We start from the raw sequence: 21,798 nt of genomic DNA on the forward strand, positions 1-21,798 counted from the left end.
ACGCGTATCCTATATCCGTGGCCGCCCGTTACTCACTCTGCTGCGGAATCCCCTCCCAATGGCCCCAAAATTCTCCATTCGCACCCTTCTGGGCGGCCTGATCGCCGCTGCTCCCGGATTTTTAGCTGCAGCAGAAGCCCAGCCCACGTTTCCCGGGGATCAGATCGAGTTCTTTGAGAAGAACATCCGCCCCATTCTGGTGGAGAGCTGCCAGGACTGCCATGGCGGACATCGGCACGAGAACGGCCTCCGGCTGGACTCCCGGGCCGCCGTCCTGCGTGGTAGCGACTACGGCCAGATCGTGGTGGCAGGCAACCCCGAGGGCAGCAAGCTCCTCAAGGCGGTGAAGCACGCTCCGGGTGTGGAGGCCATGCCCAAGAAAAGGGACAAACTGAGTGCCTCTCAAGTGGCAGCCTTGGAGAAGTGGGTGGCCATGGGGCTTCCCTGGCCGCAGGAAAAGGAACAGGCAGTGGGTCACCATGACAAGCCGTCCTGGCAGGAGCATTGGGCTTTCCAAAAGGTTGCAAAACCGGCAGAGCCCACCCTCACCAAGCTCAAGGGTGAGGTGAAAAACGGCTTGGACAAGCATGTGGCCGCCAAACTGGAGGAGGCTGGCCTGGCCTTCGCCCCTGCGGCAGGCCGGGCCACGCTCGGTCGGCGTCTCTATCTGGATCTGACCGGCTTGCAGCCGACGTTTGAAGACCTGCAGAAGTTTGTGAAAGACCAGTCACCCGATGCGGTGGCCAAGCTGGTGGACAAGCTCCTGGACTCACCCCGCTATGGCGAACGCTGGGCGCGGCACTGGCTGGATGTGGCCCGGTACTCGGATGTGGACGGCTATCGCGCTGGCGGCGTGGACAACCGGTTGCCGTACTCCTACACCTACCGTGACTGGGTGGTGCAGGCGCTGAACAAAGACCTGCCGTACGATCAGTTCATCACCCAGCAGCTGGCGGCGGACAAGCTTCTCCCTCCGGCGCAGGGGCGGTCCGATCCTTCGCTCGCGGCCATGGGCTTCCTGACCATCGGCGATTATTTCCTTGGGGACCGGCTGCTGCAAAATGACGACCGCATCGATGTGGTGAGCCGTGGCTTGCTCGGTCTGACGGTCACCTGCGCCCGCTGCCATGATCACAAGTATGACCCCATCCCGAGCAAGGACTACTACGCTCTTTACAGCGTCTTCAACTCCAGCGAGACGCCGGACAAGCTCCCGGTGATCGGGGAGGCGGCAGACAAGGCGGCTGCCGAGGACTTCAAGAGCAAGGTGGCGGTGATTGAGAAGGAGATGCAGACCTTCCGTCAGGAGGTCTATGGCGACATCCGCAACAGCGCCCGGTTGAAGGAGTATCTCGTGTTCGCCCGCAAGGCGCTGGAGCTTCAGAGCGAACAGTTCCGCGGCGAGGCGGGCAAGGCCAAGCTGCGTGACCGCTACGCTGACGGACTGCGCGACATGGTGAAGCGCAATGCCTATGTGGCCAAGCCGCATCCCGTGATGCTGGCGTGGAAGAAGCTCTCCGACCTGCCTGACGGCGACTTCGCCGCGAAGGCCCCGGCGGTGGTTCAGGAGCTCACCAAACCCGAGAGCCCGGTCAATGCGGTGGTGAAGAACGAGCTGGCCAAGCGGCCTGCGCCCAAGACCTTCGACGATGTGGCGGGGCTTTACAGCGATGTGTTTGTGACCTGCATCAATGGCAAGGAGCCGGACAATGCCGACTGGCAGGCGGTGCGCGCCATGCTGATGGATGGCCGGTCTCCCATGGCAGTGCCGGTGGACCAGATTGACCGCTTTTTCACGCGGAAGGACCGGGAGCACATGACCCAGCTGGAGAACAAGATCACCAAACTGGAACTGACCTCCGAGGGAGCTCCGCAACGTGCCATGGTGATGCTCGACAAGGAAAAGCCCGCGGATGTGAAAGTGATGATCCGTGGGAATCCCGGGCGTCAGGGCGAACCAGCTCCGCGCGGTTTCCTGACCGCCCTGGGTGGCCAGAAGTTCAGCGAAGGCAGCGGACGCCTTGAGCTCGCCAAATTGATCGCCAGCAAGGACAATCCGCTGACGGCGCGTGTCATCGTGAACCGCGTGTGGATGCACCACTTTGGCAAGCCGCTTGTCAGTCAGCCCAGTGACTTCGGCGTGCAGACACCCAAGCCGGATCAGGCCGCTCTTCTGGACTACCTGGCTGCGACCTTCATGGAGCAGGGCTGGTCTTTGAAAAAGCTGCACCGTCTGATACTGACCTCCCGCACTTATCAGCAGAGCTCGACCACCACGCCAGAGAAGGAGGTCAAGGACGCGGAGAACAACCTCCTTTCCCACTTCAACCGCCAGCGTATGGACTATGAAAACATGCGCGACAATCTCCTGCAGGTCAGTGGCGCTCTGAATGTGGCCAAGGTGGGCGGCCGCTCCACCCTGCCAGAGACCCCGGATGCCGACAGCCGCCGCAGCGTGTATCTGTTTGTGAACCGGTACGAGCAGGCCACTGTGCCTGCCACGTTTGACTTCGCGAACCCTGATACGCTGAGCCCGCAGCGCTTCGTCACCACCGTGCCGCAGCAGACGTTGTTCCTCATGAACAGCCCGTTCATGAAATCCCGGGCTGACCAGGTCGCGCAGAAGGTGCCCGCAAACAACAGCGGCCTCGACTCGGAGAGTCTCAAGGTTTTGTATCGTCAGGTATTGCTGCGCGAACCCTCCCCTGACGAGGTGGAGCTGGCCGGCCGTTTCGTCAATGATGCGACCTCTCTCCAGAGCAACAGCCCCTTCACCTGGGCATACGGTTACGGCAATGTGAAGCGCGACGCCCCGAACGGCCCCGTGCAGGTGCAGTTCAACGCCTTCAAGAAATTCTTTAACGACAAGAAAATGGGCATTGTCTGGCAGGGGGGGGACAAGGTCCCTGATCCGGTTTCCAACTACACCTTTGCCCGCCTGTCAGCCAGCACGATCACCAGCCACGTGGGTGATGGTGACATGGCGAACATTGTTCGTTGGGTTGCTCCTTCTAATGCTGTGATTCGCATCTCTGGCACACTCCAGCATGGCAGCCCCCATGGCGATGGTGTCACCGGGTGGATCATCAGCAGCCGCACTGGGGTGGTAAAAGAGGTCCAAGTGGCCCCCAACACGGGCCGCAACATGGGTGTGGACCGCCTGGAGGTGAAGGCAGGTGAGGTGCTCGATTTCTGCGCAACCGCTGGCCCGAAGAGGGACAATACCAACGACGGCTACCGCTGGACCCCCCGCATCGAGCGCCAGGACTCCGCCGCCACAGGGTTCACCGTCTGGACCGATGCCGGTCGCGATTTCGTCGGCCCCGGCAACTGGCCCCTCAATCTCGCCCGCCCCCAGAGCCCCCTTTCGCAGCTCGCCCACGTACTGCTTATGAGCAACGAGTTTCAATTTGTCGAATAAGCACGCGAGCATTCCGCATTCCGAACTCCCCATTTCCCATTCCGCATTCCCTATGTCCCACCACGGTTTTAATCCAGAACACTCCTTCCTGACGCGCCGACAGATGCTCAATCGCATCGGCATGGGGTTTGGTACGATGGCGCTGGGCCAGTTGTTTGGCGGTATGGCGTCTGCGGCGGTGAGCAATCCCCTGGCCCAGCGCAGTTCCCAGTATGCGCCCAAGGCCAAGCGGGTGGTGCACCTGTTCATGAACGGAGGCCCGTCTCATGTGGACACGTTTGATCCCAAGCCCATGCTGACCAAGTATGATGGCAAGGTGCTGCCGAACACGTTGCGCACGGAGCGTCCCACGGGCGCAGGGTTGAAGTCTCCTTTCGAGTTCAGGAAATACGGTCAGAGCGGTCTGGAGGTGAGCGATCTGTTCTCCCATACCGCCCAGCATGCGGATGACATGTGTGTGATCCGGTCGATGCACGCGGATGTGCCAAACCATGAGCCTTCCCTTGGTCTCATGAACTGCGGTGAGTCCCGCCTGAACCGTCCGAGCCTTGGATCCTGGATCACCTACGGTCTGGGTTCAGAAAACCAGAACCTTCCTGGCTACATCGCCATGTGCCCCGGCGGCATGCCCATCCGTCGTACGAAGAACTGGCAGTCTGCCTTCCTTCCCAGCGCCTACCAGGGCACCTACATCAACACCAACCATGAAGAGGTGGAGAAGCTGGTGGAGTTCATCAAGAACCCCTCGCTGGACTTCAAACAGCAGCGTCGCCAGTTGGATCTGCTGACCCAACTCAACGAGCGCCACCTCGCAGAGCGTCAAAAGGACCAGCAACTTGAGGCCCGGGTGCAGAGCTATGAACTGGCCTATCGCATGCAGATGGAGGCCAGCGACGCTTTTGACATCAGCAAAGAGCCCCAGTGGGTGATCGACATGTACGGGGCCAAACCGGGCCGGGAGAACGCCTTTGCCCGCCAGTGCCTCATTGCCCGCCGTCTTTTGGAGCGTGGCGTTCGTTTCCTGCAGCTCTGGACCGGCGACGGCCAGCCTTGGGACAACCACGATGAGATCCTGGAACACCAGAAGCTCGCCGAGCGCACGGACAAGCCCATCGGCGCGCTCATGACCGACTTGAAGATGCGTGGGTTGTTTGATGAAACCCTCCTTTTCTGGGGCGGTGAATTCGGTCGTACCCCGTCTGTGGAACTGCCCACTCCGGGGTCCAATGCCGGAAAACAACGCGGTCGCGATCACAACCACTACGGCTTCAGCATGTGGATGGCGGGGGGCGGTGTGAAAGGCGGCCAGACCTACGGGGCCACGGATGAGTTCGGCTTCCAGGCCGTGGAGAACAAGATGCACGTCCGTGACCTGCACGCCACCATCCTCGCCCTGCTCGGTTTCAACCACGAGAAGTTCACCTACAAGTACGCCGGCCTCGACTTCCGCCTCACGGGTGTGGAAGACGGACCGAAGGTGGTGCGTGAGCTCATGGCGTAGGGGTGGGGTTGTTCTGTTGGCACTTCAAAGATCGCGGCAGCGTCTTGGAGTGCTGGCGGCTTGACGCCGCTTTCGCCGGGTGATGGAGGTGGTTGGCGTCTTGAACCTTGGTTCGGCTGGCTGGCGTATGCGGTGGCGTTGGGCTTCGCTGGTGTGTTGTCGTTCTTCGCGTTTGGTCGCGGTCAGAAAACGGTGTCGAGCCACCGTACTCCAAGACGCTTCGCGACGGTTGGAGGTGCTGGGGAAGAGTGGCTGATGATGGTCTGGACGTTCCCGGGCTTCGAATAGACAGCGCCACGTTACAAGCTTCGCATCTCGACGCATTGAACCCGGAGGGTTCTCCATGATTCGCCATGGGTCGGGCGAGTGTAGCGAGCCCTACCCAGGGATCCTGCAGAAATGCGCTCTACCGCGGAGCGGTAGGCCCATCGCGTTGCCAGATCCCTGACACCCCCCTCGACCTCTATTCCCATCACGCCGAACCACTCCCGCCGCCCGGCTGCTCGGGCAACAACTTCACCACGACCCACAGTAACCCACCCGCGACGGCGGCGAGAGCCACCCACAGCAAGACAGAGCCAGCACCGGATTCATCTTCTGCTTTGCGTTTCCCTGGTGCGACGGCCTCCTCCGGCCCCAGGGTGGCGGTGGATGGGGTGGCCAGATGGAGTTCACGCTCTACGAGCCGCAGGTCATAGCGCGGGGCAGGTGCTGACGGGTTGTCATAGTACAAATACACAGGAGCCCCGCTGGGCAGGGCCTGGAACTTCAATTGCGCCACTTGATAAGCTCCCCGCACGGCGGTGATCTCCATGGGCGTGTTGTCCGCATTGTCCGTCTCGATCCAAATCTCCCTGCCCGCCGCCCGAGTGTTCAACGGCACGGTGACAGTCTTCCCCTCCCCAAGGTTTCTCGCCGTCACGCTGCCCAGGATGGCGGAATAGTATTGCGACGAGCCGGAACGGTTGGGGCGTGTCTCCAGGATGTTGAGAGTTCTTTCATAAACCCGTGACGGGGTGTCAATCTCCAGCCGTTGCATCGAGAGATCTTCAAAAGGCAGCTCCAACTTCCACCGTGACCAGGTGGGGCGCTTGGGATCCGGTGCGAGAGTCGCAGGCAGGGGGATGGTGCGTGTGAGCCGTTCTTGAAGCACCAGGTAGGGCAGTTGACGCCCGTCCTGAACGAGGCGTAGATCAGCGAAATCATGATGACAGGTTGCCTCAAGGTCGAGTTCCAGGAGTTGCACGCCTGGCTGCGTGATCTGCACCGGTTTGCGTCGCCGCCAGCCGTTGGTGTCGATGGCGCTTCCTGATTCGGCAAACTGGCCAAGCACACCATCCTTGCGGTAGCTGGGGTTGGACTGGAGTTCCCCGATGGTCGCGGGGCTGGTCTGGGCCGACTGCAAATGAGAGGAAAGTGCAGCGAGATCATAGTACGGCGCGATGGCCAGCGGGTTGCCGCTGTACAGCTTCCAGGTGCCCAAATCCTGGGCGGCAAAGAGCAGATGCACGGGATAGCGGGTGGCCTGGACGCCGTCGATTTTCAGTGGCGGGCTGTTCCCGTTCTCAATGTCCAACACCAGTTGATCCCCCAATGCCTGACGATGCACGGGGATTTCCAGTGAGGTGGCGTTGAGTTCGTCTGCTTGCAGCCGGAACACGGTGCCGTCTGCGAGGGGCGAGGCATTCGCGCTGCGGACCACCGCCTTCCTGCTGAAGACAGGATCCGCGGTCTGCAGACGGAGCATGCCCAGCCAGGCATGCGGGGTTTGAAGAGTAAGATGAAGACGGGTGATGCCGGGGAGTTCCTCTGTCTTTGTCAGCGTGATGGCTTCCTTGATGGTGGCTGAGGCGGTCTGGGGCAGTTCCACGGTGGCACCCGTGAAAGCTGCGGGCGGCGACCTGCGATCATCGAGGGTGACGCGGAGTTGTTTCCAAGATCCGGCTGGAAAGACAAGACGGAGGCGGCTGCTGCCATCCCGCTGGCGGAAGACAATGCCGGGTTCACCGATTGGCTGCCAGGTGGCTCCGTCCTGGGAACCCTCCAGGGTCACTGCCTTGATGAAGGTGGGGGTGGCGGTCTCCAGGGTGAGGGCGCGGATGGATTCACCGGGTGGCGGCACCATCTCCAGGCAGGTCTTGTCCCCATCGATGCGGGCCCGAAATCCGGAAACGGCCCGCGTGGTGATCGTTTCTAGATGAGGCCACTGCAGCAGGAAAGGGGTTTCCACTCCCGATGGGTTAATGAGGCGGAGATCGCTCAAGTTCTGCTGGGCAGCACCATGAGTGGTGGAGGGAATCTCGATTCGCACTAGACCTGCCGCAGCCGGCCTCACATTCTGTACGTGACGCCAGTCCGTCAGAGGGGGCGTGCTGTCTTGCGCCCGGGCGGAAGCCACCGTCAGCATCAGAGCGAGAGGCAGCCACCGCGTCAGAATGGAAGACTGGGTTTTCATGCTTCGTCAGTGGGATGGCTGCGGTCCAGGAACTTCTGGTAGAGGAACGACGCGGCGAGCGCGATGAGAGCCACGATGATGAGGGCCCCAATGCGGTAGATGCTGCCGATATTGGCGAGGTCGTGGAAGAACAGCTTCAACAAGGTGATCGCGAGCAGGCCGATGCCGGCGTAGCGGGTCGCCGCTGTCCGCAGCCAGAAGCCGAGCCCGAGCAGGCCGAGGGCGAACAGGCCCCAGGAGATGCTGGTGGTCATGTCGCGGGCGAAATTCCCGTCGAAGTTGAAGGCGATGAATCGCTGGCCCGGTGCGGTGAAGTAGTCGGCGATTTCAATATTCAACAGCAGGAAGAGGAGCACTCCGCCCAGGGCACAGAAGAGGCTGCGCAAATTGATGTCCCCCAGCTTGTGACGTGGCGGAGCCAGCCACCAGGCAGCGAGGATGAGCGCGGCGGCGGCCAGGCCGTAGGTGTAGAGGTGCCAGTTCAGGATCGGCGTCTCGCTGCGTGGGTAATAGGTAAGTACGGCGGGGTTGAGTGCCAGGCGGACGAAGGCGGCGACAAGCAGGCCGGCTCCGGTGGCGCGGAGTCCGCCATGGGGCACACGACGATACAACCAGCAGAGGGCGGCTCCTTCAAAGGCCCAGCCGAGGGTGATCCACTGTCTGTCGAACTGGATCGGGAAGATGAGGGTGATGAAGAATAGCCCCACCGCGCCGAACCAGGCCAGTTGCGAAACGCGGGCAGGATTGGCGGCATCGTGACGCTTCAGCACCATCACCAGACTCAGCAGTGGCGCCACGGCAAAGGCGGCGGGCAGCAGGCCCATTACGTCGTTGGGCCAGGTGATTCTCACCAAGTCATGAACCAGCAGGAAGCCGCCGACTCCGGAGAGGGCTGCAGCGGCCCAGGGGAGGATTGCCCGCTCAAAGACCTTACGGAAGATGAAGGGATAGAGCGTGAACAGGAGATAGAAGCCCAGGTACCAGAAGAGCGGCTGCCAGGGGGAACTGATGTCAAATCGGTGCACATGCCAGGAGATCTGCAGGCCCAGGCTGCACAGCATGGCCACGGGTGGAAGGCTGCCAATGCCGCTCACCCGGGTGAGGCCAAGCATGAAGAGAGTCAGGACCAACGCTGCGCCAAAGACCGGTGCCGGATTCGGCATCGGAATGTGAAGCGATGCCATGATGAGCAGCAGGAAGGGCAGGGTGGCAGAGCTGATGGGCAGCCACTCGGCGAGACTGTTTGGGAGCAGGTCGCGGTCCCCAATCTGAGTCGGCTGGGAAGCCAGGACCCGGCGTGAGAGGAAACAACTGGCGGCGATGAAGACCACGGCGAAACCGCAAAGAATGGTGAGGAAGCCGGGCATGCTGCCGGTGGTGGCAGGCAGGCGGAGCAGCCAGGCCAGGGTGGTGAAGAGCGTGAGGACGATGGCCGTCAGCACCGGGAGCAGGGCCCGGGTCACCACCGCGAGACCGATGATGAGCAGGTTCACCAGCAGAAGGGCGGGCCAGAGCACGAAGGGCACTGCCGGGAGCCTCAGCACGGGAAGAATCATGAGGAGGAGCGCCACGACAGGCACGAAACCCGCAATGGTCTGCGGTGTCCCAGGGTGGCGACGTGCCCACACCACACTGAAGGCAGTGTGCATGAAGCCGAACACCAGATAGATCGCCAGCGCGGCGGGCAGCATGTCAGCCGTCAACTGATGCGTGCTCCAGATCGAGAGATGGGTGAAGGTGAGCAGTCCAACGATGGCCTGGGCGGCGCGGACGCGGGGTTCGATCCACACGATGGCCAGGGCGGCCACATTCACCAGCAGCACAAACGTGTACAGCAGGCCGGGGCGCTGGGTGATTTCTGGGACGTCAAAGAAGGAGAAGCCAATGATGAGGGCACTGCTGCAGAGCGCAAGGGCCGCGCCCACCGGATAGAGGTCCTCGTCCTCGCGACGCTTCGACCACCAGGCCCCGACGGTAAAGAGGACGGCAAACCAGAGGAAGACACCTACCACGATCCAGGTCTTGGGCCCGTACATGTAGCCTTCCGTAGAGAAGAACTTCGACATCCAGCCCAGTTGCATCAGGATCGTGCCCGTGGCTCCCAGTGCGGTGAGGTGGAGCCAGCGTTTTTTCTTGGCCACAGCGATCAAACCCAGGTCAAGCAGCGTGATGTAACCGAACAATCCCCAAGGGTTGTCCTGGCCAGTGGAACACAGGATGGGAGTGAGGAAACCACCCACCATGCCCAGAACCGCCACCACCATGGCATTCATCCGCACTGCGAGAAGGAAGGCGACGGCAGTGATCAACGTCATGAACCCGAAGGTGGTGATCGCGTTGAAGAATGGGAACCGGTACAGGGCGTGGGCGGCGAAGGTTACACCGTACAGGACCAGCACTCCCGTGGCGCTCAGGGTGTGGGCCAGCACGGTGTAGGTCTTTTTGGCGCTCAACTTCAATCCACCCACGGTGAGGCCAATGCCGAACACCAATCCGATGGCAACGCGGACCGACGGCGGAATGAGATTCTGCTCGAAGGCATACTTCACAAAGAAGACGATACCGAGGAAGAGGGCCAGACCGCCGAGCCAGGCAAAGAGCTTCACGCCCATGAACTGCTCCAGGGTGAAGGCGGGTTTCTCCTGAACCGGCTTCCGGGCCGCTGCGGGCAACGGCATGGGCGGAGGCATGACAGGCGTTGCCGGTTCGCTTGCCGGAATCGGGGCCGGCGTGGTGGCAGCAGGCAGGGGCGGAGGAGCGAGCGGGGCGGGGACAGTTTCTTCCACTGCGGCAGGAGCCGGGACAGATTCCAGCGTTTCCGCCAGCTCTGCCTTTATCTCCGCCGCTTCCTGCGCTTGTGGTGGCGGCACCGTTGAAGGCGGGGAAACCGTTTGAGGTCCGGCTGATTCCGGGGGCGTTGCTGCCAGGGCTGCTTTGGCAGATGGGGCTGCGCCATCCCGCAACTGGCTCTCCAACTCGCCGATGCGGCGGTTCATATGGTATTGCTGATCGGTCAGACGGGTTAGCGCCTGCCGCAGCCGTTCCTCGAGCTCAGCAGTTTTGTCCCGCGCAGCGCGAGAGACGATGGCCGCCCGGATGGGCAGGACGAAGACCAGCACCACAAAGGCGAGGAAAAAGAGAAGGCCAATGACTTCCATACGACGTGCCAGGTGTTGCCCCGGTATAGAACCCTAGTCTGGGACGGGGTGACGACGAATGGAAATTGATAAAGTTTGACCGTGTATTGATGGACTGAATACAGTGGGCCATCCCCAGACCGACCTTGCATGAACGTCCACCATCTTGAGCTGTTTTTCTACGTGGCCCGGCATGGCGGGGTGAGCGCGGCCGCCCGGCACATCCCCTACGGCATCCAGCAGCCAGCCATCAGCGCACAGATTCTGCAACTGGAGGACAACCTCGGTGTCACCTTGTTTCGGCGGCGACCTTTCCAGCTCACGAGGGAGGGGCAGGTCCTCTTCGCCTATATAGAGCCATTTTTCGCAGGACTGGATGACATGGCCCGGCGTCTGCGGGGTGGGGTGGACAACCGGCTCCGCATTGCCGCGCCTGAAATCGTGCAGCGGGAGTACCTGCCTGAGCTCCTGGTCAGGATGAAACAGCGTGTGCCCGGGTTTCATTTTACCCTCACGCAGGGGCGGCAGCAGGAAATCGAGGCTCTGCTGGAGTCTCAGGAGATTGATCTGGGCCTCTCGGTGCTGACCGACAAAGCAGGGCCCAACATTCAGATTCGCGAGGTGGCCACGCTTTCCATGGTGTTGCTGGTCTCCGAATCGAGCGGCATCCAGCATGCCCAAGAGATTCTGGAGCAGGATCGAATTGAGCTGCCCCTCATCACGCTCAGTTCCTTCGAAGGCGTCAGCCGCACCTTCCAGGCCTACCTTCGTACCCGGGGGGTGGACTGGCTGCCTGGTCTGGAGCTGGGCGGGCTGGATCTGGTGAACCGGTATGTGGAGGGCGGGTTTGGCGTGGGACTCAGCCTCCAGCTGCCGAAGATGAAGATGGCACCCGGGGTCAGAGAGCTGCCTTTGCCCGGTGCGCCGCCTGTCACCTTCGGCGCACTTTGGGCGGGCAAACTCACGGCTCCGGCGGAAGTCTTCGTGCGGGAGGCCGAGTTGCTGGCTGGCGAGTTGTTTTCAAGATGAATTCAAGGCTGGACGCCCGCCGCGTTTTGCCTTTAAACTTCAATTCTGCCATGCGTTTTTTCGCCCGTATTCTCTGGATCGTCGCGTTCTTGCTGGCCACCTACTCTTGGATGGTGGCCTTCGAGCACGGCTTCGGGTGGGCGGGTTTTCGCGATGGATTCAAGGGTGAATGGCGCAATCTTGCGGCATTCGTCACTGGCAAGCCCGTGGGGCCGCAGCCAGTCACCCCTGCCATGCCGGCTCCCCCCGCGGCAAAATAGCTCCCCCGTCTGCTTCCTTATTTACCTACAACGTCCAAACTTCACGAGACTCCCATCAATTCCATGACAGAAGCCGATCTTGCCCCTCAGCAGAAAAACTTGTGGCTCAAAGGTGTCAGTGCCTATCAGCTAAAGAACTTTGACTACGCCATCAGTCTTGTGCTTACCGTGGTCAAGCAGGCACCAGAGTTCCTGGACGGGCGTAAACTGCTGCGCCGGGCCGAAGGTGAGAAATTCCGCAGCCAGAAGAAGGGCCTCTTCGGCGGTGGCTTGAGCATGGGTGGCATCAAGCTGGGGCCTGCCTCCAAGAAGGACCCGTGGGAACAGATCGCTGATCTGGAGGAGAATGTTTTTCAGAAGGATCCCTACAATGCGGGGGCCAACCAGACACTGTATGACCTGGCCATGCGCCTGGGGCAGAACCATCTGGCTTCCTTGGCGCTGGAGACCATCAAAGAGGGGCAGCCGACCAATACGAGGAACATGCACCAGCTGGCTGTGCACTACATGGCCATTGATGAGCCGGAGAAGGCCAGCGAAACCTATCGCCAGATCCTGAAGCATGATCCGACCGACATGGACGCCATCAAGGGCGAAAAGGATGCGGCGGCCAAGACTTCCATGATGCGCCAGGGCTGGCAGGATCAGGGTGGCTTCGACAAGGCAAAGCGCGACAAGGACCAGTCCAATCGCGACGAGGCTCTCAACCGGCAAGGGATGACCCCAGAGCAGATGCAATCCCTGCTTCTCCAGCTGGCTGCGGACTACGAAAAGGATCCGAACAACGTCAACGTGGTGAGGAAGATAGCCGATCTGTACGACCGCCTCGACGATCTGGACAGTGCCCTGAGCTATTACGACTGGGCCGCTCAACTCGCCCCAGGTGACGTGGCACTGCAGGCCCGTATCGAGCAGGTGCGCAACAAGGCCGGCGAAAAGCACATTCAGCAGATGGAAGCTGAGATTGAGGCCAATCCTGACGCCGAAGACATCGAGGAGAAGCGGGAGATTATTCGCGCCACCAAGCGCGAGCGTCTCTCCACCCTTCTCGCAGAGGCCAAGTCCAAGGTGGAACGCAACCCCACGGACAAGCAGTACCGTTTCGACTACGCCACGATCCTCTTCCAGGCAGAGCAGTACCGCGAGGCCATCCCCGAGCTTCAGCAGGCCAAGAGCAACCCGCACATCCGCAACAAGGCGCTGCTCATGCTGGGCAAGTGCTTTGAGAAGCTCAACATGAACGACTTGGCCATCAACGCGATGACCGAGGCTGTGAAGGAAATCCCGGCCTTCAACAACGAGAAGAAGGAGATCCTCTACGAACTGGGCAAGACCTACCAAAAGGTGGGTAAAGCTGACGATTACCTCAACTGCATGAAGGAGATCTACAACAACGACTACGGCTACAAAGACGTGGCGTCGCGTGTGGAGTCGTCCTACGCTTGAGTTCGTAAACCTTCCTCAAACTGAATACGTTAGGCCGGAATCCGCAAGGGTTCCGGCTTCTTGTTTGTGTGGGGGTTCTTGACAAAGCCAATTCCTTTGTGAAATTTCACAAGTGACAAGAATCGAAATCCCCCGGAAAACAGTTTACCGCCTCTCGATTTACCAGCGATGCCTGCAGAAACTGAAGGACAACATGATGGAGACGGTCTCCTCTGAAGCTCTAGCCAAAGCGGCGGGGGTGAAGTCCACACAGTTGCGCAAAGACCTGACCTACTTCGGCCAGTTTGGCACCCGTGGCCTGGGCTACAATGTCGCTGGGCTGAGCGGTGCGATTGGAGAGGTGCTGGGGCGTTCTCGTCTCCAGCCCGTCATTCTGGTGGGGGTTGGGAATCTGGGTGCGGCGTTGCTCCGCTACGGCGGATTCCAGAAGGAGGGTTTCGAGATCGTTTCCGCGTTCGACGTCCGACCCGATCCCAAGCGGATGAAGGGTCTCAAGATCCCCTTGATGGACGCCAAGGAGCTCTCCTCCTTCATCCGGGAGAACCACATCAAGATGGCCATCCTCACGGTTCCTGCGACCCACGGACAGGAAGTGGTGAATGAGATGGTGGCGGCCGGGATTCAGGCCATCCTCAATTTCTCCCCGGTGGTGCTCGACGTCCCCAAGAATGTCGTGGTGAACAACGTGGACCTCGCCGTGGAGCTGGAGAATTTGAGCTACTTCATCCGATAGTGAGGCAAGGGTGTCCGCGGCCTGGTTTTGATGTTTGACGGAGTCCGTCACCCGTTGGATGTAGGTGGCATGGACCGCCCAGCCGCTATTGCCCAGATCCGGGAAGCTTGTAAGAACATTGCCCTCCAGTTCATGAAGCTTCATCCGGCACTGCCCGGATTGAATGATGCGGAGACAATGAGTGATTGCATCAAAGCGATTCACGAAATGACCGTGCAGCTCGAGACCATCAAAAAGAAGGTCGGCAAGCTGGAACGTGCGGATGACAGCACGTTGCTGTAAGCGAGAATGTGGGTGGCCCGGGGGCCGGTTGCGTTGCCCCGGCGTTTTCCAATCGCGCGCAGCGTCTTGGAGTGCCGGCGGCTTGACGCCGCTTTCGCCAGCCGATGAAGGGGAGTTGTGCCTTGAACCGCTGTCCTGCTGATTGGGGGTGGCGGTGGTGTTGGGCTTCGCTCAGGCTGCATGAGGCGTCGCACTTGATCGCGGTCAGAAAACGGTGTCGAGCCACCGTACTCCAGGACGCTTCGCGACGTTGGGAGTGGTGGGCTCGCTGGGTATCCCGGCTGGTTTGGTGAGCGAGTTCCTAAAAACGGCTGCCGCAGTGTTTCGCCGCGGCGGCCGATGGATAGGGCTAATCCCCCATGCTACTCTGCCACCCAGAGAATGCCGACGGCAGACGGGGTGATGTTCTTCTTGAGTGGATTGAGCTGCACGGTCTCGAAAACCAAAGCGGTCGGATCGTACTGATCGCGGATCTTCTGGATTTCATCCGTAAGCTGCTTGTCCAGTTCCCGGAGTTCCTGGTCATAACGCTCCACTTCATCCTCTGCGGCAGAGGCTTCCTTGGACTCCCGCCAGGCAGAGCCCACCTTGTTCACGGTGGTGCTGCTAAAGGCGCTGCCCTTGCGCCCGAACAAGGCTCCCAGCAGCCCGCTGCCGATCTGCATGACGGTGGAAAGTTTGGCGCTGCTGGCCTGGGCCTTCTGGGTCTCCAGCTTTTGCTGGGCCCGGGCCATCTTTTCCTGGATGGCCTTGGCCTGTTTGGTCATCCTGGCGCGAAGATCCTCCACTGCCTGATCGCGCAATTCACGAGCAGTCTGGTCCACACGAACCCGGAAGTCTGCCGCCGCTTCGCCGAACTTGGAGTAGGCGTCCAGCAGGGGGCTGTAGAGCAGTTCAAACACTTCGTTGGAGTACACCCAGTTGATGAAGTCCTTGGAGATGGCCTTGTAGGTGGCCGCCTTCTGGGCCACGCTTGGAAGTTCGCCGAAGGCCAGACTTTCGTCAGGCTCGGTCTGCAGGGTGGCGAGGTCCAGGTCCTTGGGAAGTTCAAGGAACTTGTCCCAGAGCACCTTGGCTTTGGCAGCGTCGATCTCGTTGGCCACGGTCACAGTGAGGCGACCGTTGATCTTTTTCTTGGTATCATTGAACTGCACCGTTGCAGAGCGCAGCAGCGCTGGTGTATAGCGGGCGCCGCCGCCATCGGCTTTGAAGTATTCGGCCACGCCATCGGGAAGTTTTGGCCGGATCGAGGAGCCAACTGGCATGTTTTCTTCGCCGTCATCGCCGCCGGGCGGCAGGAAGCCGCTGTCCTCCGTCGGAGTCGTGGACCTGGTGGCGCGGGGATTGCGCGATGAGGCGGAGGAGGAGATGCGGGCGGTCGTGGCGAATTCGGCCCGCTTTGGGTCCATGAGCTGTTTGATCTGGTTGCGGCCCAGTGGACCTCTCAGGTAGGTCATGACCCAGCGCACGTTGAAGACCACGGGGTGCTCCTCGTGCACGTTGTTCATCAGGAAGATGCGGTTGGCCAGGCCAGACAGGAGTTTTTCCATGTCGGAGCGGTCGAACTTGGCGTTCTGTGAGGAGGCCGCGCCTTCCAGCCCATCCAGCACTCGGGCCTTGTCGCGTTCTGTCTGCAGGCGGCCGAGCCACCAGGTGCCGATGTTGGAGAGTGCCTTGTAATCCAGATCCACAGGGTTCTGGGTGGCCAGCAGGATGCCCAAGCCGAAAGCACGGGCCTGCTTGAGCAGGATCATCATGGGCTTCTTGGACGGTGGGTTGGCCGTGGGGGGCAGGTAGCCGAAGATTTCGTCCATGTAGAGCATGGCCCGCAGGCTGGTGGTGCCAGACTGCGCCCGCATCCAGCCCAGGGTCTGGTTGAGCAGCAGGCTTACGAAGAACATGCGCTGCGCGTCGCTGAGGTGGGCGATGCTGAAGATGCTGACGCGAGGCTTGCCCTCGGGCGTGTAGAGCATGCTCTGAATATTGAGCGGCACCCCTTCCAGCCAGCTTGCAAAGCTGGGCGAGGCGAGGAGGTTGTTCAACTTCATCGCCAGGTCCGTGCGTTTTTTCTCGGGAAGGAACTCGTCCACGGTCATCACCCCCACCTTCTGGAAAGGGGGCTGCTGGGCGAGTTGCACCAGGTTTTCCAGCGTCAGGTTCTGCCCCTTGGCCCAGCAATGGGAAAAGATGTTTGCCAGGAGAATGTGCTCCGGGGACTGCATGGGGTCGCCTTCCACGCCAGCCAGGCTGAGCAGGCTGGTGGCGCAGCTCTCCACCCGCTCGTGAAATATTTCCTCGTCCTCCAGCACCTCTGCGGGCGGGGCCTCCAGGGAGGCGATGATGGAGACGGGAATGCCGGCGCTGCTGCCAGGCGTGAAGACCGTGATGTCCACGTTGTCCCGTAGTTTCCTGATCCGCTCTGCGCTCTGGCCCCATTCACCCAGGCCCTTCTTCCACATTGCGGACTGGCTCTCTGCGTACTCGGCGGTGCTCTGGCCCTTCTTGCGGGCATCCTCCTCGTTCACCCAGGGTTCGAAGTCGGCCCCGGCCAGGTCCGGGAAGGTGAGCAGGAAGTTCGCGATGTCGCCCTTGGGATCAATGGCGATGATAGGAATGCCGTCCATGGCGGCCTCTTCCAGCACTGCGAGGCAGAGACCCGTCTTTCCGGAGCCCGTCATGCCCAGCACAACGCCGTGAGTCACGAGGTCCTTGGAATCATAGAGCACCAGATCGTCTTCCAGCTTGGAAGATGCGGGATCATAAGTGCGGCCGAGGTAGAATGTGCCGGGCTGTTCGTAGATTTCGGGTTTGATTTCCATGGGAGAGGGAAGGGGTGGAACCCAATGCCGTTAAACCATGAAGCAGGTGAAAAGACAATGGGCAATGAACGGGAGGCGGAACTTGATCCGGCCTGTCCAGCGGGATCTCGTCGTGAAAAAGAAAAGGCGCGGCAAAAATGCCGCGCCAGTAAATGCTTGTCAGATGGACCGGTGCCGTGACCGGGAGATCGGAGCAAATTCAATCAGAGAGCTTCCAGCTTGCGGCTGAGGGCATCCTTGGACTGAACGCCCACGACGACATCCTTGGCCTGGCCATCCTTGAAAAACACCAGCATGGGGATGGAGCGCACGTTGAACTGCGCGGCGAGGTTCTGGTTGTCGTCCACGTTCACCTTGCCGATCTTCACTGCGCCTGCCTTGTCCTTGGCCAGGTCTTCAAGAATCGGGGTGAGCATGCGGCACGGACCGCACCATTCCGCCCAGAAGTCCACGATCACGGGCACCGTGGAGTTTTGCACTTCAGCGGAGAAGTTTTCTTCGGTCAAGGTGACCAGGGTTTCGCTAGCCATAGTATTAGGGTGTGGAAAGAATTACGCACGCATCGTGGCGAGGGGATGCGGCGAATCAACCGGAATCGCAGCGCAACGCTGGGGTGGCTGCCGGACGGGGGCACAAAAAAGGCACGACCAGAGCCGTGCCTTTTGAGTAGAAGGGAAGTGCTACAGGTGCTGTCCTAGCTGCCAATCTGACTCTTGGTCAGGATATTGATGGCGAGGACTGCGATTGAGAGCAGGAAAAGAATCCAGGCGAGAGGCATGGGAACAGGAGGAACGAGTTGAAATTACTGGTTGTAGAGGTCCGTGATCTTCTTGAGCGTGCTGTTGAACTCGTTCTTGAAGGTGCCGGTGTTCGGATCGCGAACTTCCCAAGCCGGGTTGTCAGCGGCAGGAACCATGAAAGAGCTGGTCTCTCCTGGGGCGGCGGCGAAGGCTTTGTCAGAACCGAGCAGGTTCAGAAGCATCACGGCCACGGCGAGGACGGTGCAGAGAATCGCGAGCGGGGCCAGGCCGGCTTCCGGGTCGGTTTCCTCATAGAGCGGAGCGTTGTCGGCAGCCTGGGTGCGCTTCACTGGGGCGCTCGGAGGCGTCACAGGGCTGGCGACCTTGGCACCTGTGCCAGCCATGGGGCCTGTGCCTTTGGCGAGCTGAACGGTGGCCTTGGGAAGTTGCTGAGTCGGACCTGCGCCAGACTTGGACATGGGCGAGGTGCCCGTGCCGCCTGCTGCGCCCGGAGGTTTCGGCGGCGCGGCGGGGGACTTGGAGAGAGGAACGGTGGTGGCCCCAGCCTCCACCTTGGCTCCGGGAGGAGCGCCGGGAGGGCGGGGAGCTCCGGGTGCTGCTGGGGCACCAGGGGGGCGGGGCGCTGCGCCAGGGGCTGGAGGAGCACCAGGAGGCCGGGGCGCTACGCCAGGAGCCGGAGGAGCCCCAACCGCTTTGGCGGCAGGAGCGGGAGGTGCCCCAGGGGCTTTGGCGGCAGGAGCGGGAGGAGGTGAGCCCGGAGGACGCGGGGCGGCTGGGGCACCAGGGGGGCGGGGTGCGCCAGGAGCTGCCGGAGCACCAGGAGGGCGAGGGGCCGCAGGAGCGCCTGGGCGCGGCGGGGCACCTACACCGGCGGGACGCGGGGCGGCAGGTGCTGCTGGGGCAGGCGGGGCACCAGAGGTATCAACTTTTACATACGCCGTCGCACGGGAGGCGGGAGGCGGCGGCAGGCTCACAGGAGCCGTGGCCTGACGGGCGGCTGGCGGTGGGAGGGGGGAGCTCGGAAGCTGGATGGATGCTGTGGCCTTGCTGACGGGCACGGCGGGCTTGGCCAAACCAGCAGGCACTGGGACGGCTACAGCACCAGCAGGCGTGATCGATGTCGTGATCGGGCGGGGAACCTGGGCCGTTGCTGGCGTCACCGGCGCAGTCAGTTCCTTCGGCTGCGTCACCCCAGCACCCGGGCGAGCCCTAAGGGTGATGCGCACCGTTTCTTTCTTCAACGGCACTGCGGCGGTCTTTGCGGGAGGAGTTGGTGGCTGATTGGGCTGGTTGTCGCTCATGGTGCAAAAAGTCTGTCGCGGGCATAAAAAGTCCCCCGAATTTCAAAAAGTCTAGCTGGTGCCCACTTCCAACGTCAATAGCTTTCAAGAAAGTTGAAGGGAAAATCGCACAGGGGGAGGCGCTTCCATTTCTCCGATGCAGTCAGAAGCCAACTTTTGCTTGCCTCCTGCCCCAGCCCACCCATTCTGACCGCCCTTTTTCCTACTCATGAAAGTCCTAGTTACCGGCGGCGCAGGTTTCATCGGATCCCACACGGTCGAGCGTCTGCTCGCCCAGGGGGCCGAAGTTGGCATTCTTGACAACTTCAATGACTATTACGCCCCCGACATCAAGCGGCACAACATCTCCGCAGTGCAGGATCGTATCACCCTCGTGGAAGGTGACCTGCGGGATCCAGAAGTCGTTGAGAGGGCTTTCGCAGAGGGGAAGTATGACGCGGTGATTCACCTGGCCGCCCGTGCCGGGGTCCGCCCGTCCATCGAGCAACCTGAGCTCTATATAGACACCAACATCAAGGGCACTTTCTACCTGCTGGAGGCCTGCAAGCGCCATGGGGTGAAGAAATTCGTCTTCGCGAGCAGCTCCTCTGTGTACGGGGTGAACAAGAAGGTCCCTTTTGCTGAAGAGGATCCCATCCTCCAGACCATCAGCCCCTATGCGATGACCAAGATGGCCGGAGAACAGATGTGCTCCAACTACAGCACTCTGTATGGCATACGCTGTGTGTGCTTGCGCTTCTTCACCGTCTATGGCCCGCGCCAGCGTCCTGATCTGGCCATCTCCAAGTTCACCAGGTTGATCCTGGAGGACAAGCCCATCGACCGGTATGGCAAGGGCGACACTGCGCGTGACTATACCTTTATCAGCGACATCGTGGACGGCATCATCGGTGCTCTCAACTACGAGGAAGGTCCACTGTGCAGCATCTTCAATCTGGGGGGCTCTCAAACGGTGAACCTCAACCAGATGATCGGGGCCATCGAGGACGCACTTGGCAAGAAAGCCATGATCAATGAGATGCCTGAGCAACCTGGTGATGTGCCCCTGACCAGCGCCGATGTGAGCAAAGCCAGCAAGCTTCTCAATTTCAAACCGACGACTCACCTGGACACCGGCATTCCGAAGTTCGTGGAGTGGTTCCTGGAGATGCGGAAACTGGGGCTTCGCTAGAGAGATCTTTTTCGCCAGGGCGGCGGCTCAAACCCGCCGCCACACAGAGCAACACCATCATGGGGCCGGGGGTGGTTTGAGGGTGAAACACCCTGAAGCGTCCCAGCCCTGGGGCGTGACCCTCGCCCCCACCCTAGGCCAGTCACTGATTATTATTTGGAGGGGCGCAGGCGCTGTCACATCTGACGGGTTGCGGGAGCGAAGATGCTGCGGAAACATGGCGCAATCCCGTCCGCCCATGACTGAAGCCTTTCCCTCCTCCGTCACTGAACTCGCCCAGGCGCTGGTCCGCATCCCCTCAGTCAACCCCGACGGTGAACCCGGTACGGAGAAGACGGGTGAGGCACAATGCGCCGCGTTTGTGGCTCGTTTTTTAGAAGCGGCGGGAGCCACAGCGGTGTTGGAGGAAGTGCTGCCCGGCCGCCCCAATGTGATTGGGCGCTTTCCCAGCGAGCCTCTGGAGGGAGGAGGGCAGAAACCGGTGGTTCTCTTTGGGCCTCACACGGACACGGTCGGTGTGGGGGGTATGACGATTGACCCATTTGGAGGTGAGGTCAGGGACGGCAGGCTCTGGGGCCGCGGGGCGTGTGATACAAAGGGGCCCATGGCCGCCATGCTCTGGGCGCTTTGGGAGGTGCGGGAAGAGATTCCCCACCTTCCGGTGGAGGTGCACTTTGCCGGATTCATGTCCGAGGAGTCGTCCCAATATGGCTCCCGTCATTTCGCGAAGCATCATGGCCAGGACTACGCCTTTGCCTTCATTGCAGAGCCCACCAGCCTGCAGACGGTCTTCAAACACAAAGGCAGCTTGTGGGCGGACATTGAGACCTTTGGCGTGGCGGTGCATGGCTCCCGGCCTGAACTGGGGGAAAATGCGATCTTGAAGATGGCCCGGCTCATCAAGCTGCTGGATGGCGACTTCCGCCAGCAGTTGAAGGATGCCTCGGGTCAGGACGAATGGCTGGGACAGAGCACGATCAGCTTGGGCATGATTCAGGGGGGGGCACGGCCCAACATCACGGCCGACCACTGCTGCCTCACGGTGGACATCCGCTACACACCCGGTGTGGCCCGGCTGGGAGGCCCGATGCTGCTGCTGGAGGAGTTTGTGAAGCAGCACGATGCCTCGGCAGTAGTGAATCCGCGGGGGCGTGAAGCCGCCTCACCGTGCCTCGACACGTCGGCGGAAGATCCCTTTGTGCAGGCGCTGGTGCGCCATGGCGCGACGCTGACGGGGGCACCCTGGTTCTGTGATGCGGCCTATCTCGCCGAGGTGGGCGTGCCCGCAGTGGCCGTGGGACCAGGTTCCATTGCCCAGGCGCATACGAAGGATGAGTGGATCGATCTGGCCGAGCTGGAACGGGGAGCGAAGTTCTGGATGGACTATCTCCGGGGTTTGTAGTTCCATCGTCGGGCGTGTGCCCGCCATGAGATTCGAACTTGCCCTTCCATGTTGAATCAGATTCTTGGGTGGCTTCGGCA

At 61.1% G+C, this 21,798-nt stretch carries 14 protein-coding genes; 9 read left to right on the forward strand and 5 right to left on the reverse strand.

Annotated elements, in window-relative coordinates; genetic code table 11:
* The first annotated feature begins 58 nt into the window (after positions 1-58).
* Complete coding sequence (locus tag VSP_RS33700; RefSeq protein WP_009958771.1) at positions 59-3,421, forward strand: PSD1 and planctomycete cytochrome C domain-containing protein; 3,363 nt, start codon at positions 59-61, stop codon at positions 3,419-3,421.
* 52 nt (positions 3,422-3,473) lie between these two features.
* Complete coding sequence (locus VSP_RS03465) at positions 3,474-4,922, forward strand: DUF1501 domain-containing protein (protein ID WP_009958772.1); 1,449 nt, start codon at positions 3,474-3,476, stop codon at positions 4,920-4,922.
* Positions 4,923-5,394: 472 nt separating this feature from the next.
* Here the strand turns inward: VSP_RS03465 and VSP_RS03470 are convergent, their stop codons facing one another.
* Positions 5,395-7,377: a DUF3999 family protein gene (locus tag VSP_RS03470; RefSeq protein ID WP_009958774.1), complete on the reverse strand. Its 1,983-nt coding sequence runs from the start codon at positions 7,375-7,377 to the stop codon at positions 5,395-5,397.
* Positions 7,374-10,535 carry a DUF2339 domain-containing protein gene (locus VSP_RS03475; RefSeq protein WP_009958775.1) on the reverse strand — a complete coding sequence of 1,054 codons (3,162 nt, stop codon included), beginning with the start codon at positions 10,533-10,535 and terminating at the stop codon, positions 7,374-7,376. Before VSP_RS03475 ends, VSP_RS03470 begins: the two co-directional genes overlap by 4 nt.
* Positions 10,536-10,664: 129 nt before the next feature.
* On the opposite strand from VSP_RS03475, the gene VSP_RS33705 reads away from it, so the two are divergent.
* The 5 genes from VSP_RS33705 to VSP_RS03500 all read left to right on the forward strand — a co-directional run bounded on the left by VSP_RS33705 (position 10,665) and on the right by VSP_RS03500 (position 14,264).
* Positions 10,665-11,543 (forward strand): LysR family transcriptional regulator, encoded by an 879-nt coding sequence (locus VSP_RS33705; RefSeq protein ID WP_009958779.1) that lies wholly within the window; start codon positions 10,665-10,667, stop codon positions 11,541-11,543.
* 50 nt (positions 11,544-11,593) lie between these two features.
* Positions 11,594-11,803, forward strand: a complete 210-nt coding sequence (locus VSP_RS03485; RefSeq protein ID WP_157210716.1) for a hypothetical protein — start codon at positions 11,594-11,596, stop codon at positions 11,801-11,803.
* 63 nt (positions 11,804-11,866) lie between these two features.
* Positions 11,867-13,249, forward strand: a complete 1,383-nt coding sequence (locus VSP_RS03490; RefSeq protein WP_009958782.1) for a tetratricopeptide repeat protein — start codon at positions 11,867-11,869, stop codon at positions 13,247-13,249.
* A 112-nt stretch (positions 13,250-13,361) separates the two neighbouring features.
* A complete protein-coding gene (locus VSP_RS03495; RefSeq protein WP_009958784.1) occupies positions 13,362-13,982 on the forward strand; it encodes a redox-sensing transcriptional repressor Rex in 621 nt (206 codons plus the stop codon).
* A 69-nt stretch (positions 13,983-14,051) separates the two neighbouring features.
* Entirely contained in the window at positions 14,052-14,264 is a 213-nt protein-coding gene (locus VSP_RS03500) for a hypothetical protein (RefSeq protein WP_009958785.1), read from the forward strand.
* A 362-nt stretch (positions 14,265-14,626) separates the two neighbouring features.
* On the opposite strand, the gene VSP_RS33710 is transcribed toward VSP_RS03500, so the two are convergent.
* The 3 genes from VSP_RS33710 to VSP_RS41875 all read right to left on the reverse strand — a co-directional run bounded on the left by VSP_RS33710 (position 14,627) and on the right by VSP_RS41875 (position 19,145).
* Entirely contained in the window at positions 14,627-17,083 is a 2,457-nt protein-coding gene (locus tag VSP_RS33710; RefSeq protein ID WP_009958786.1) for a helicase HerA domain-containing protein, read from the reverse strand.
* A 203-nt stretch (positions 17,084-17,286) separates the two neighbouring features.
* A complete protein-coding gene (gene trxA, locus VSP_RS03510; RefSeq protein WP_009958787.1) occupies positions 17,287-17,613 on the reverse strand; it encodes a thioredoxin in 327 nt (108 codons plus the stop codon).
* 272 nt (positions 17,614-17,885) lie between these two features.
* Positions 17,886-19,145, reverse strand: coding sequence for a hypothetical protein (locus VSP_RS41875; RefSeq protein WP_157210717.1), 1,260 nt, complete (start codon positions 19,143-19,145; stop codon positions 17,886-17,888).
* A 208-nt stretch (positions 19,146-19,353) separates the two neighbouring features.
* Between VSP_RS41875 and VSP_RS03540 the strand changes: the two genes are divergently transcribed.
* Together VSP_RS03540 and VSP_RS03545 are read left to right on the forward strand one after the other, a co-directional pair.
* Entirely contained in the window at positions 19,354-20,316 is a 963-nt protein-coding gene (locus tag VSP_RS03540) for an SDR family NAD(P)-dependent oxidoreductase (protein WP_009958791.1), read from the forward strand.
* Between the two features lie 238 nt (positions 20,317-20,554).
* Complete coding sequence (locus VSP_RS03545; protein ID WP_009958792.1) at positions 20,555-21,718, forward strand: M20 family metallopeptidase; 1,164 nt, start codon at positions 20,555-20,557, stop codon at positions 21,716-21,718.
* Positions 21,719-21,798: the final 80 nt, after the last annotated feature.

The organism is Verrucomicrobium spinosum DSM 4136 = JCM 18804, assembly GCF_000172155.1.
Taxonomy (GTDB): domain Bacteria; phylum Verrucomicrobiota; class Verrucomicrobiia; order Verrucomicrobiales; family Verrucomicrobiaceae; genus Verrucomicrobium; species Verrucomicrobium spinosum.

What these genes read in the sequence shown, in the direction of transcription:
- VSP_RS03540 (WP_009958791.1), top strand. Translation starts at nt 19,354, where the DNA reads ATGAAAGTCCTAGTTACCGGCGGCGCAGGTTTCATCGGATCCCACACG.
- VSP_RS03470 (WP_009958774.1), bottom strand. Translation starts at nt 7,377, where the DNA reads ATGAAAACCCAGTCTTCCATTCTGACGCGGTGGCTGCCTCTCGCTCTG.
- VSP_RS03500 (WP_009958785.1), top strand. Translation starts at nt 14,052, where the DNA reads ATGGACCGCCCAGCCGCTATTGCCCAGATCCGGGAAGCTTGTAAGAAC.
- VSP_RS03490 (WP_009958782.1), top strand. Translation starts at nt 11,867, where the DNA reads ATGACAGAAGCCGATCTTGCCCCTCAGCAGAAAAACTTGTGGCTCAAA.
- VSP_RS41875 (WP_157210717.1), bottom strand. Translation starts at nt 19,145, where the DNA reads ATGAGCGACAACCAGCCCAATCAGCCACCAACTCCTCCCGCAAAGACC.
- VSP_RS03485 (WP_157210716.1), top strand. Translation starts at nt 11,594, where the DNA reads ATGCGTTTTTTCGCCCGTATTCTCTGGATCGTCGCGTTCTTGCTGGCC.
- VSP_RS03475 (WP_009958775.1), bottom strand. Translation starts at nt 10,535, where the DNA reads ATGGAAGTCATTGGCCTTCTCTTTTTCCTCGCCTTTGTGGTGCTGGTC.
- VSP_RS03545 (WP_009958792.1), top strand. Translation starts at nt 20,555, where the DNA reads ATGACTGAAGCCTTTCCCTCCTCCGTCACTGAACTCGCCCAGGCGCTG.
- VSP_RS33700 (WP_009958771.1), top strand. Translation starts at nt 59, where the DNA reads ATGGCCCCAAAATTCTCCATTCGCACCCTTCTGGGCGGCCTGATCGCC.
- trxA (WP_009958787.1), bottom strand. Translation starts at nt 17,613, where the DNA reads ATGGCTAGCGAAACCCTGGTCACCTTGACCGAAGAAAACTTCTCCGCT.
- VSP_RS33705 (WP_009958779.1), top strand. Translation starts at nt 10,665, where the DNA reads ATGAACGTCCACCATCTTGAGCTGTTTTTCTACGTGGCCCGGCATGGC.
- VSP_RS03465 (WP_009958772.1), top strand. Translation starts at nt 3,474, where the DNA reads ATGTCCCACCACGGTTTTAATCCAGAACACTCCTTCCTGACGCGCCGA.
- VSP_RS33710 (WP_009958786.1), bottom strand. Translation starts at nt 17,083, where the DNA reads ATGGAAATCAAACCCGAAATCTACGAACAGCCCGGCACATTCTACCTC.